Annotated in this window: 12 protein-coding genes; 9 read left to right on the top strand and 3 right to left on the bottom strand. The window is 60.3% G+C overall.

Annotated elements, in window-relative coordinates; translation table 11 throughout:
* The first annotated feature begins 377 nt into the window (after positions 1-377).
* Positions 378-1,196, top strand: a complete 819-nt coding sequence (locus FYK55_RS22390) for a site-2 protease family protein (protein ID WP_150078849.1) — start codon at positions 378-380, stop codon at positions 1,194-1,196.
* Positions 1,197-1,218: 22 nt separating this feature from the next.
* On the opposite strand, the gene FYK55_RS22385 is transcribed toward FYK55_RS22390, so the two are convergent.
* Positions 1,219-1,599, bottom strand: coding sequence for a hypothetical protein (locus tag FYK55_RS22385; RefSeq protein WP_150078848.1), 381 nt, complete (start codon positions 1,597-1,599; stop codon positions 1,219-1,221).
* Between the two features lie 58 nt (positions 1,600-1,657).
* Between FYK55_RS22385 and FYK55_RS29520 the strand changes: the two genes are divergently transcribed.
* Positions 1,658-1,834: a hypothetical protein gene (locus tag FYK55_RS29520; protein ID WP_201743780.1), complete on the top strand. Its 177-nt coding sequence runs from the start codon at positions 1,658-1,660 to the stop codon at positions 1,832-1,834.
* Between the two features lie 48 nt (positions 1,835-1,882).
* The gene (locus tag FYK55_RS22380; protein ID WP_201743779.1) at positions 1,883-2,125 is read left to right on the top strand and encodes a hypothetical protein; all 243 of its coding nucleotides are present in this window, start codon (positions 1,883-1,885) and stop codon (positions 2,123-2,125) included.
* A 242-nt stretch (positions 2,126-2,367) separates the two neighbouring features.
* Here FYK55_RS22380 and FYK55_RS22375 read toward each other — a convergent pair whose 3' ends face one another.
* Positions 2,368-3,462, bottom strand: a complete 1,095-nt coding sequence (locus FYK55_RS22375) for an Mrp/NBP35 family ATP-binding protein (RefSeq protein ID WP_150078847.1) — start codon at positions 3,460-3,462, stop codon at positions 2,368-2,370.
* Between the two features lie 534 nt (positions 3,463-3,996).
* A complete protein-coding gene (locus FYK55_RS29810) occupies positions 3,997-4,284 on the bottom strand; it encodes a hypothetical protein (protein ID WP_235908901.1) in 288 nt (95 codons plus the stop codon).
* 1,177 nt (positions 4,285-5,461) lie between these two features.
* Between FYK55_RS29810 and FYK55_RS22365 the strand changes: the two genes are divergently transcribed.
* The 6 genes from FYK55_RS22365 to FYK55_RS22340 all read left to right on the top strand — a co-directional run bounded on the left by FYK55_RS22365 (position 5,462) and on the right by FYK55_RS22340 (position 12,266).
* Positions 5,462-5,815, top strand: a complete 354-nt coding sequence (locus FYK55_RS22365) for a cupin domain-containing protein (protein WP_150078845.1) — start codon at positions 5,462-5,464, stop codon at positions 5,813-5,815.
* Between the two features lie 264 nt (positions 5,816-6,079).
* Positions 6,080-8,344 carry an outer membrane protein assembly factor BamB family protein gene (locus FYK55_RS22360; protein WP_150078844.1) on the top strand — a complete coding sequence of 755 codons (2,265 nt, stop codon included), beginning with the start codon at positions 6,080-6,082 and terminating at the stop codon, positions 8,342-8,344.
* A 277-nt stretch (positions 8,345-8,621) separates the two neighbouring features.
* Positions 8,622-10,793, top strand: coding sequence for an outer membrane protein assembly factor BamB family protein (locus tag FYK55_RS22355; protein ID WP_150078843.1), 2,172 nt, complete (start codon positions 8,622-8,624; stop codon positions 10,791-10,793).
* Positions 10,790-11,167 (top strand): response regulator transcription factor, encoded by a 378-nt coding sequence (locus FYK55_RS22350; protein WP_150078842.1) that lies wholly within the window; start codon positions 10,790-10,792, stop codon positions 11,165-11,167. Before FYK55_RS22355 ends, FYK55_RS22350 begins: the two co-directional genes overlap by 4 nt.
* Positions 11,164-11,688, top strand: a complete 525-nt coding sequence (panD, locus tag FYK55_RS22345; protein ID WP_150078841.1) for an aspartate 1-decarboxylase — start codon at positions 11,164-11,166, stop codon at positions 11,686-11,688. The genes FYK55_RS22350 and panD overlap by 4 nt, the downstream gene beginning before the upstream one ends.
* Positions 11,685-12,266: a DMT family transporter gene (locus FYK55_RS22340; protein WP_150078840.1), complete on the top strand. Its 582-nt coding sequence runs from the start codon at positions 11,685-11,687 to the stop codon at positions 12,264-12,266. The genes panD and FYK55_RS22340 overlap by 4 nt, the downstream gene beginning before the upstream one ends.
* The last annotated feature ends 23 nt before the right edge of the window (positions 12,267-12,289 follow it).

Raw genomic sequence — 12,289 nt, 5'->3', positions numbered from 1 at the left:
TCTCAGCACTAAGCCGCATCAACGCAAGGCAGGGCACCGGCGGGACGTTTTGCGGCATTTCAGGTGGGAACCGCATCATAAAACGCTGCAAACATTGTACCCGATACGCCTTCAGGTCACGATCAGAAATCGTGCGATTGGCATGGATGGCTTCGCCCGGACGCGTCACTACGCTATTTTGGACCCCGGATTGGTGAATTTCGGATCAATTTGAGCGGCCGGGGGACGCCCCGGCCTTCAGCATCCGACAAGCAACCGACGACCGGGCGGTTTGGCGTGGAACTGCGTGCGTGACGTTGACCAGGGACCCGTGAGGACGCTTGCGAGCGGGCGGCGGGGCGAGTGAAAGACAGACCGATTGAAACAGGGCGATTGAAATGTTGTTGAGCGAGCCACCGGAAAGCGAATACGATCTGCGATTCATGTTGATGGGGTTTCCGGTCCGCATCACATGGACATTTTGGTTGGCGGCGGTCGTGATCGGACACGGTCTGTGCCAAGCCTTTGCCTTCTTAGCGGGCAGCCCTGTTCAGGCCTTTGGCACCTCAACGTTGGGAATCGCCCCATTGTTGTTGGTTTGGACGTTGTGCTTGTTGCTGTCCATCTTGATTCATGAATTGGGCCACACGTTTGCCTTTCGGCATTATGGAATCCAATCCTCGATCGTTTTGTACCACTTCGGGGGTCTGGCGATTCCGACCAGCAGCTCGATGCCGGGGCGGTCGCTGATCCGGATGGGTGAACGGGAGCAATTGATCATCAGTGCGGCCGGTCCGGCGGCGCAGTTGCTGTCCGCGCTGGCGGTGATCCTGGTGGTGAAGTTGGCCGGCTATGAAGTCGCGATTTTCCAGAACATGCCGGCCTACTTGGACCGGATTCCCTGGGTCAGCGACGGCAAGATGATCGACAGCGAAGGCCTGTATGCGTTGGTGTCGTTCTACGTTTTTCCGAGTGTCGTTTGGGCCCTGTTGAATCTGGTTCCGGTATGGCCTTTGGATGGCGGCCAAATCATGCGCAGCGTGATCCTGATGACCGGAGGAACGATCGCCCAGTCGCTGTGGATCAGTGTGATTTGCAGTGGTGCCCTCGCTTTCTACGCGTTTCGCAACGGCCAACCGATGATGGCCATCTTCTTTGCGTTCTTTGGGTTCAGCAGTTACCAGATGTTGCAGCCGATGAACAACAGTTGGCGATGACGAAATGATGCGCAAAGGTAGGTCACACGAGGTCGCAAGCGATGCTTGAAGGTGACTTGCGCACGTGATCGTTTCGGGTCGTTAAGACGCGCAACGCGATGAAAACGTCGCCAGATGACATCGAACCGGCGTGTTTTTTTGCAAAAACTTTTGCAGTAAACCGAAGCCATTTCGACACGTGAAAATCGGTGATGCGCCGTGGCCTTTGCTGGGCAGCGTTGCGCGAGAACGATGTGCTTTGAAAGTGGAGATGTTGATGCAACCGTACCGCAGTCCCATCAACATGATTTGCACAACGCATTGCTGTATCAATATTTGCGTCAACAGTTCGGATTGCACCCCGGGGCCGTTGTTGTGCGGCCCGTTGTTTGATGGGTTGCGTTTCTTGACGTTGCGATGCCACTTCCGGATCGCTTGCAATGGCATGCGGAGCAAAGACCCGTTAGCAAAAACGGCCTTTCATGCAAGCACAAATTTTGCAAAAAGATGTTGCGGAATTTGACGCAGCGCGTACAAATACCGCAGGTTTACGTCAGGTGATGTTGACTGGAAGGTTGGATGACCTATTTCAACGTCGTTTGACACTTGCTGACGAATGGCGGGCCGTGGCCGGTGGCTTGCAAGGGAACGTTCCCTGACAAGTCACAATGACTCGCCATCGTATTCCAATTCCGCGGAGGAAGAACGTGGCCAAAAAGAAAAAAGCGACCAAGAAGAAAGCTGCCAAGAAACGCGCAGCTAAGAAAAAGGTGAGCCGCAAGGGAGCCAAGAAGAAGGCGACCAAGAAGAAGGCAACCAAGAAAAAGGCAACTAAGAAACGGGCCGCCAAGAAGAAGGCGACCAAGAAGAAAGCCACCAAGAAACGGGCTGCCAAGAAGAAAGCCACCAAGAAGAAGGCTACCAAGCGAGCCGCTAAGAAGCGTCGCTAGTCTTCTCTTACCGGCCGATGTTCCTGTCGGCTTCAGTCAACCAATTCAAACCGCTCGGGCGATTGCTCGGGCGGTTTTTTTTGCGCTCCCAGACGAAGGTCGCGGAGAGTTTCGAGTGCGGAAAACACGTGTTTTCTTGACTTTCTCTCTGTTTCACCGTCCCGCAAGCGGGACGGTGAAGTGGCCAAACACGTCGTCGTTGGTCACAAATCCAGAATGGAAGAACCGCTTGCACCACCAGCCTACAGCGTTGGCAGCGAGGGTTTGGTGGGGGCTGAAACGCTGCGGGCAGCCAGTTGGCGGACGATCGCCTGGGTGATCGCGTCCAGCGGTGCCCGCGCGGCATCGTCTTGATTGAGCAGGCTGGAGAGTCGCCCTTCGTCTCCGGCGACGCGAAGCTTCATATCGATGGGAAGACCGCCCAGGTACGGCAGGTCCAGCTCCTCCGCTTTCGCGCGGGCGCCGCCCTTGCCGAAGATGTCGTAGGTCTTGCCGCAATCCGGGCAAAGAAACCCGCTCATGTTCTCGACCATGCCCAGGATCGGAATGTTGACTTTGCGGAACATGGCGGCCGCCTTGACCGCATCCAGGAGGGCCACTTCCTGGGGCGTGCACACGACCACGCTGCCGGCCAACGGAATTGCCTGGGAAAGCGTCAGTGCAACGTCACCGGTTCCTGGCGGCATGTCGATCAGCAGGTAATCCAGTTCGCCCCAATCGGTCATTCCCAGGAACTGGTTGATCGAACCGTGCAGCATCGGTCCCCGCCAGATCACGGCTTCGCTCGGGTCGACCAGGAACCCCATCGACATCACGGGCATCGGAAACAAGTTGGGATCGTCATCCAGCAGGATGGGGTCGATCCGCTTGGACTCACTGATCCCCGGTCGGCCTTGCAGGCCCAACAGGTGCGGGATGCTCGGGCCGTACACATCGGCGTCCATCAAGCCGACCTTGCTGCCCAGGCGTCGCAACGTCAGCGCGATGGAGGCTGCCACGGTGCTTTTGCCGACGCCCCCTTTTCCGCTGCCGACGGCGATCACGCTCTTGGCGCGCAGCGCGGTCTGGCCGACGCGTGCCGGCGGACGGGGGTGGTCTTGGAAGGTCAGTTCGACGGAGGAGCCAGGGAAGGCGGCGACCAATTTCGATTCGATGGCGTCCCGCACGTCGTCCGCGATCGGTCGTGAGTGCGTGGAAAGACCGATTTGCGCGCGGATCGATTGTCCGCTGACCTGGGACGAAACGATTTGGCCCATTGTTCCCATGGGACGCCCCGTTTCAGGATCGGGGTACTGGTCCAGCAATTCGCGAACGGCAGATTCAGAAAGCTCAGGCATGTGAGTGCATCAGGGGGCGGTGGAGTGCGGGCAAAGTCCGTTGACAGCTGAACCCGTTGACAGCCGAACCCGTAGACGGTGGGCCGTGGACGGTGGGCCGTAGGCAGCGGGATCGAAAGTGCAGCGGGATCGAAGTGACGGGCCGACCTGGTGAACGGGCCGACCGGAGAGGCTCACGGGGAAATCGGCGGAGGTCGATCAGGAAACGGCTGTGCCGACGCGAGGTCGCGATCCAATCGGGCGTCGGCGATCGTTGGGAATGCCGTCACCGCGATTGTAAGGCCTGGCCACCGATGGCCAAACACCCGGTACGAAACACCCGTTACGGCGGGATCCCGTCCAGGCGAGCATATCAGTGACGGACGAACAGTAACCGACGATTGGCGGTTGAGAAGTCTGGCAGGGGGGCGGTGGGGCCCGTTGGATGAACGAAAAAAAGCGGCTCGGCAGCGAACTGCCGAGCCGCTTTCGCGGTTCGCGTCTGAAGACTCAGCGATCGAGCAACAAGTTGCTCAATAGCCACGTGTCGCTTTTTCAGCGGACGTAGCGGGCGCTGGCTTGAATGACGCGACGCTTGTGTGAGATGCTGGCACTGGGATCAACGATCGGTGCCGGGGGCATCGGGGCAGCAGCCGGCGCGGGAGCCGGGGCTACGGCCGGAGCCGGAACGACGGTGGCGCCGCATCCGCATCCGCTGTCGCACATCGGAGCTGCATCGCAGCAGGAATCACATCCGTGCTTGCCGTGCAGGTTGCCGAACAGCTTCTTCAGCAGTCCGCCGCACGACTTCTTCGAGCCGCAGCATCCGCTGTCGCAGCCCATGTCGCATCCGCAAGGATCGGCGGCACAGGTCGGTTCAGCAGCGCATCCGCAGGGGCCAGCGGTTTCGCAGCCGCAAGCCGGCTCTTCGCAGCAGCCAGCGACGGGTGCTTCGCAACCGCAAGCCGGTTCGCAGCAAGAGCTCTTCTTGTGCTTGCCGAACAGGCCAGCCAGCAATCCGCAGTGCTTCTTGCTGCCGCAAGCGGGTTCGCATCCGCAAGCGGGCTCAGCGGCACAACCGCATGCCGGTGCTTCGCAACCGCAGGCGGGTTCAGCAGCGCAGCAAGCAGCCGGTTCAGCGGCACAACCGCAAGCCGGGGCTTCGCAACCGCAAGCCGGTTCGGCGGCACAACCGCAAGCGGGTGCTTCGCATCCGCATGCCGGTTCGGCGGCACAACCGCACGGATCAGCAGCGCAACCGGTGTCGCAGCAAGAAGAGCCACCGCAGCCCTTCATCATTTTGTGAAGCAAATCCATTCCCTGAGTTTGGCAGCACACGCTGGTGCCAATCACGAGGGTCAAAGTCAATAGTGTCCGGATCATCGGAACCACGTCTCCCTTCTTTGTTACGCGGGTCGATTTGGAAGTCGGGACAGGCCGTTGCGTCGAATCGCCATCCAGGCGCGGTCGCTGGACGAAGTTGCCGGCGATCGCACCTGAAAACACCCGTCGAGCACGGACGGACTGCGGTGTGGGACTCACAATCCGCCGACTTCGTTCAGCTCGATGGCGATTGGTTGTGGTGGAACAACGAATCGCCGAATTGGACGAATCGATTCAACCAAGCGCAGTCTCGTCTTCCAACTCCCCGACGCGTCCTGTGCGTCGGGGTATTCTGGGTCGATCCGCCGCCGACCGTTCAACGGGTTCGCATCAAGTTGGCGGGCTGGATCAGTAAACGTATCGGACCTGTTCTTGGCGAAGATTACTGTTAGGCCCCATTTTCACTACGTTGTGAAGGTTTGCTGGCTGGGCCGCGTGCTCCACATTTCCGGGCTGTCGCTGATACTCCGATTAGTCGCGTGGAATACGCGGACGAATCGGTATAGACTAAGCATGCGTGATCTCTGTTCGCCGGTTTCCCACCTGCGGCGGGGTGTCGGTCCCGTCCGGTCCGGAAAGCTGCCCGCCCGGGCATCCCACGGCGGTGGACTCGCAAACTGGGCTCCGAATGAGGAAAATGAGCGAAAGCGGTCCTGAGATCATCGATTTGGCGTCTCTGCCGGGTGTCGCCTGCCCCTGCGGGACGGCCCGGCGTGGGTTTGCCGATCGCGCCGACTTTGCGGGCACCATTCACCTGACGGAGATCGATCGCGCCGCCAAAACCCACTACCACCAGCAGCACACGGAGGTCTACGTCGTGTTGGAGTGCGATGCGGAGGCAGCCATCGAGCTCGATGGCAAGCGACATCCGGTCTCCCCCAAGACGTCCATTTTGATTCCTCCCGGAACCCGGCATCGTGCAGTGGGACGCATGCAGGTGCTGATCGTTTGTTTGCCCAAATTTGATCCCGATGACGAGCACTTCGACTGAATGGGGCCTTGATCCATCGCGACCTTCCGCGGTCGGGGCCGGTTCACGCGGTGATCCTGCCGGCCGGCTTGACGGTCGACGCGCGGACGCAGGTGTCGCGCGGTTCGTGGTCCCGCACCCCCTCGGGATCTGGCGAGTGCCTGACGGAACTCGCCAAATCACCCCGCCGAATCACCCCGCCTGCCGAATCCCCCCACCACCAACTGTCTAGCCCGCACTCGAATCTCTTTGCACTCTCCCGATTCCCTCCCGCCAAGATTCTTCATGATGCCACTGAAATCGATACTTCATCGCTCGATCGTCGCCGGCCCGCTGGCGATGGTGACGAGCGTCGCGTTTGTCTTCCTTGCCGCAACGGACGTGGGGGCCCAGTCGGCCGACTGGCCGTACTGGCGCGGCCCTGGCATGGATGGGACCGCCCAGGCCTCCGGGTTGCCGGATGATTGGGATCCGGACGGCGGCGAGGGTAGCAACGTGCTCTGGAAACGCGAAGACATCGGTGGTCCTTGCACCCCGGTGGCGATGAACGGACGACTGTACACAATCCAGCGACACTTGGCCGGCACGGCGCGCGAAGGCGAACGCGTGGTCTGTCTGGATGCCAAGACCGGGGAAACGATTTGGGAGAACAGTTACAACGTCTGGCTGTCGGACGTGCCGGCCGAACGCATCGGTTGGTCCAGTGTCGTTTGCGATCCGGATACCGGGTACGTCTACGCCCTGGGAGCCTGTGACATCTTCCACTGCATCGACGGCACCACCGGCGAAACGGTTTGGAAAGTGCCGTTGCACGAACAGTTCGGAATGCTCAGCACTTATGGCGGACGGACCAACTTTCCGATCGTCCATGAAGACCTGGTCATCATCAGCGGGATCATCATCAACTGGGGCGAATACGCCAAACCAAACCACCGTTTGATCGCGATGGACAAACGCACCGGCGAGTTCGTCTGGTTCAGCGGCACCCGCGACCTTCCCTACGACACCACGTATTCGGCACCCAGCCTGGTCACCATCGACGGTCAGCGGCAGCTGATTCTGGGGGCCGGTGACGGTTCGGTGTGGGGATTCCAGCCACGAACCGGCAAGCCGTTGTGGAGTTATGAATTGTCCCGCCGGGGGCTGTTCGCCACGCCGCTGGTTATCGGAGACCAGGTGTTTTGCAGCCACAGCGAAGAAAACGCGGGGGCAGCCAACGTGATGGGGGCCGTCGCCGCACTGCGGGTTTCCGGGACAGGCGATCAGACTCAGGCCACGGAAATGTGGAAGCAGTTGGAGGTCGTTGCCGGCTACAGCGAACCGGTCCTGGTCGACGGGCGACTGTACCTGGTCGACGACCGCTGCAAGATGTGGGTGTTCGACGCGGAAACCGGCGAAGCGATCGTCGAACGAAAGGCGTTTGTCGGCAGCCGGCAACGCTCCGCCCTGCTGTACGCCGATGGCAAGATTTACGTGACGACCGAAAACGGCCGTTGGGCGATCATCGAGCCGACCGAAGACGGTTTCGAAGTCCTCAACAAGGGCCGCGTCCGCGACACCGGCTTTGCGGCTTCGCCAATCCTGGCCGACGGTCGTTTGTATTTCCAAAGTACGACCGCGATGTACTGCATCGGAAACGATTCGGCGACTCAAACGCCCCAGACGCTTCAAGAAGCTCTGGGCGAAGAGACACCGGTCAGTGAGAACACGGAGATCGCCCAGGTCCAAATCATTCCCTGCGAGGCGTTGCTCAAGCCGGGCGAGTCGATCGAGTACGACGTCAAGGTTTACAACGCTCTGGGGCAGCTGTTGGACAAACCGGCGGACGTTTCATTCAGCGTCAGCGGACCGGCAACGGTCGACGGAAATAAGATCACGGCCAACCAGGATGCCGCCCACACGGGCTTTGTCGTCACCGCGGAGGTGGCCGGTGCCAGCGGAGAGGCTCGGGCCAGGATTGTTCCGGACCTGCCCTGGAAGTTCACCTTTGATGGCTTGGACGACCCGCCGTTGTCCTGGGTCGGTGCCCGCTATCGGCACGTGATCCGAGAAATCGACGGATCGCCCGTGCTGACCAAAGTCAATACGATTCCCAAGGGAGCGCGGAGCCGCTTGTGGATGGGCCCCAGTGACCTGTCGGAGTACACCATTTCGGCAGACGTCCGCGGAACCCGAATGCTGGACCAGCTTCCGGACATCGGCTTGACCGCTCACGGATATGTGCTCGACTTGATGGGCCAAAGCCAGCAGTTGCAAATCCGGACCTGGTCGGCGCAGCTGCGGATGGCCGAGTCAGTGGATTTCCCCTGGCAGGAAGACAAATGGTACCGGATGAAGTTTCGGGTCGATTTGGAAAGCGAGCCCCCCGCGACGGTCGCCGTGCTCCGCGGCAAGGTCTGGCCTCGTGATGAGGAAGAGCCCAAGGAATGGACCGTCACGGCACGTGACGAATCTCCGAATCTCAATAGCAGCCCCGGTCTGTACGGCAATGCGAAAGTCGCCGAACTGTACCTGGACAATATCGAAGTCGTTCCAAACAGTGAGGAATGAACGGCCAAGGTTTGGCGGCTGGCCAATCGGGGTCGGTCGCCTTTGCGGTTCTGTCTCGGCGACTTGATTGAACAAGTCGCGGCGCAGATCGCTAGTAGAAGAAGATGGTCAAGGATTCGATCGACGAAAGATCGACAGCCAGACGGTGAAAACGCGTTTTCGGAACTTTTCGAGCTGAAGCCCATTTCATCGTCGTCGCTACCGGGCATGTCGCGTCATGCGACGTGTCCGCCTGCCAACAATCACCCCCCATCAAACGCTTTTTGATCCAATCGCAATGCGAAAACAAGAACTCTCGGCCTTTTCCATGATTGTCGTGGCCAGCTTGCTGGGCTCGGCCGCAACGGTCGTCTTCAGCGGTTGCAACCCTCCCACGGCGGTCCCGCGTGCCGAATCGAACACCAGCGGTGACAACACGACCGGCCTGAATGCGAATCTGACCAGCGCGAACGTGACGGTGGCCGCTGAGACACCCGTGGAGACTCCGGCGGCAGCACAGGCTGATGCGAAAATTGCCGCGGCTCCGGCCGATTCCAAAAAGGCGGCCCCCGCCGATTCGGCGACCACGCTGGTGAACGAATACGCCGATCCGAAGAAGGTGCTTTCCGGTGGCGGCGATTGGCCACAGTGGGGCGGGACGCGACTGCGGAACAACGTTCCCAACGTGACCGGATTGCCGACCACTTGGGACATCGGCGACTTCGATCGTCGCACCGGCGAGTGGGACAAATCGGACGCCGAGAACATCGCCTGGTACTCCAATCTGGGTAGCCAGACGTACGGCAACCCGGTCGTGGCCAGTGGGCATGTCTTTGTCGGCACCAACAACGGTGGCGGACACCTGAAACGTTACCCGGCCAGCGTCGACTTGGGATGCCTGTTGGCGTTTGACGAAAAAACGGGTGATTTCCGCTGGCAACACAGCAGCGAAAAACTGATCACCGGCCGCGTTCACGACTGGCCGTTGCAGGGAATCTGTGACGCGCCGCTGGTGGAAGGCGAACGGTTGTGGTTTGTCACCAGCCGCGGCGAAGTCCGGTGTCTGGACGTCGACGGATTCTACGACGGCGAAGATGACGGCCCGGTGACCGACGAGGTGGCTCGGGTGGCCGACATCGCCCTTTCCGGTGATGCGGGCAAATCCACGATGGCATCGCTTCCGGAAGGCCAGGTGTCAGACGGATTTTTGGCGGCGATGAAGGAAGCCGGTGAAGAAGTCAGCGGCGATCTGAAAGTCGAAACGGTGACCGAAGGTTCTGCGTGGAAAGCGAGCGGAAACTTTGCTGGCGTCGATCGAACGATGCAAATCAAAAAGGCTGGGCCGAACCTGAGCGTTTTCAAAACGCTTGGCGTCGAGGACAAACGAGATGCCGATGTGATCTGGATCTTCAACATGATGGAAGAACTGGGGACCAGCCAACACAACATGTGTTCGTGCAGCGTGACCAGCTACGGCGACTTGCTGTTCGTCAACACCAGCAACGGACTGGATGAATCACACATCAACCTGCCGGCGCCAACGGCGCCCGCCTTCATCTGCCTGGACAAGAACACCGGCGAACTGATTTGGAGCGACGCGTCGCCGGGGACCAACATCCTGCACGGTCAATGGTCTTCGCCGACCGTCGGCGAGCTGGGCGGCGTTCCGCAAGTGCTGTTCGCCGGTGGCGACGGCTGGCTGTACAGCTTCCAGGCTGATCGTGGGACCGACGGGAAAGGTAACCTGCTGTGGAAATTCGACTGCAACCCGAAAGAATCCAAATGGATCCTGGGCGGTGAAGGCACCCGAAACAATTTGATCGCGACGCCGGTCATTTACAACGATCTGGTTTACATCGCCGTCGGCCAAGACCCCGAGCACGGCGAAGGTGAAGGACACTTCTGGTGCATCGATCCCACCAAACGCGGCAACGTGTCACCCCAATTGGCGATGAAAGTCGAAGGCGACTCGCGGAGCGAGATCGCGCACAAGCGGATCCAAGCCGTCGAACCGGAAAAGGGTGAAATCGCGGTCGACAACCCGAACTCGGCCGTCGTCTGGCATTATTCGCTGGCCGACACCAACGAGGATGGCGAAATCGATTTCGAGGAAGAGATGCACCGCACCATCGGCACCTGCGCGATCAAGGATGATGTGATTTACGTCACCGACTTTTCGGGACTGTTGCACTGTCTGGACGCCCAGGGTGCTGACGGCAAAGCCAAAGTCCATTTCACCTACGACATGCTGGCCCAAAGCTGGGGCAGCCCCCTGATCACGGACGGCAAAGTCTACGTCGGTGATGAAGACGGAGACGTGGCGATCTTCCAGTTCGGACCGCAGTACACCGAGCCGATGGAAGAAATCAACATGGGCAGCAGCGTGTACAGCACGCCGGTGGCCGCCAACGGTCGGATCTACATCAGCACCAAAGACAAGTTGTTCGCAATCGAGAAAGAAACGCCATGACGAAAACCGTTGTCGATTGCGGCAATTGTGGTCCTGACTTTCACTCGATTCGACAGTTCGTCACCGCCAACTTTGATGCCGTCGTCGTGCAGACGCACGACGCGGAGGAAACGTTGAAGCTGCTGCGGCAACGCAGCGACGTGGCACTGGTCACGGTCAATCGCAAACTGGACCGTGACTATTCCGACGGAATCGAGGTCGTCCGCCAGATCAAGTCCGCAGAGGATGTGGGTGATGTCCCGGTGATGTTGGTCACGAATTACGAAGAACACCAGCAATCCGCCATGCAGGCGGGTTGCGTGCGAGGTTTCGGCAAACTCGCTTTGCGGGACAACGCGACCGCCGAATTACTTCAACCCTACCTGGGAACATGACCGGACCATTGCGCAAAGTGCTGTCCGCCAAGATCCACCGTGCCACGATCTCCGAGGCCAATGTGGACTACGAGGGCAGCATCACGATTCCGCCCGAACTGCTCCAGGCCGCCGATATCGCTCCGTACGAGTCGGTTTGTGTCTGGAACGTGACTCGCGGCACACGGTTGGAAACCTACGCGATCAGCGGGCTTCCCGGATCCAACGACGTGTGCGCCAACGGGGCCGCGGCCCACCTGATCCAGCCCGGGGATCGCGTGATCATTGCCGCCTACGCGTTCATGACGACCGAACAGCTCAAGCAGCATCGGCCGCGTCTGATTTTCGTGGACGAACAAAACCGCATCACCCACAGCGGACCGGAAGTGCCTGGGCCGCAGCGGCGGTCGGATCCCGGCAGCATCTCTGGCAGCGATGGGGATCGGTCGACGAGCCCTCCGCCGTCCGGCGCCGGAACTTCGCCCAAACTTCCCCCCGCCAGCGACCTGACCGACGACTCCAGCCGCCGACAGTTCACTTGAGCCAGGCGACGACGTTGCTGCTGGTCGCTGTGGGTGTCGGATTGCTGGCCGGTGGGCTGCTCGGTGCCCAACCGAGTGTCAACGGAACCTTGGGCCGCAACGTCGCTCATCCGTTGCAGGCTTCACTGATCTCCTTTGCCAGCGGAACTGCGTTGTTGTTGGTGCTGACGGTGACGGTCGGCGGAGGCTTTCCGCCTCGATTCCTGCAGCCGCCGGCGTCATTGCCGTGGTGGGTTTGGGGCGGCGGCGCGATCGGGGTGGTGATGGTCAGCACGTCATTGTTTTGGGTGCCCAAAGTCGGCTCGCTGCCCTGGTTCGCTGCGGTGATGACCGGCCAGACCGTGGCGGCACTGTTCCTGGATCACTACGGGCTGCTGGGCAATCCCCGGGCCCCGGTGTCACCGCTGCGGTTGCTGGGGACGCTATTATTGATCGTGGGCGTGGTCGTCATCGTGGGGGCCAAGCAATGGGAACATTCGCACGCGCGGTTGTCCGACCCTTCGGCGATCGAATCCTCCTCCGCCAAAGTGAATGGGGCCGAAGTGAATCGGTCCGAAGTCGATGGGCGCGGGGATTGACCCTGCCAGGGCAGCGGTTGATC

The organism is Roseiconus nitratireducens (assembly GCF_008629675.1).
GTDB lineage: Bacteria > Planctomycetota > Planctomycetia > Pirellulales > Pirellulaceae > Stieleria > Stieleria nitratireducens.
The sequence above is the reverse complement of the archived record's forward strand: the minus strand, read 5'-3'. Positions and strand labels throughout refer to the sequence as shown.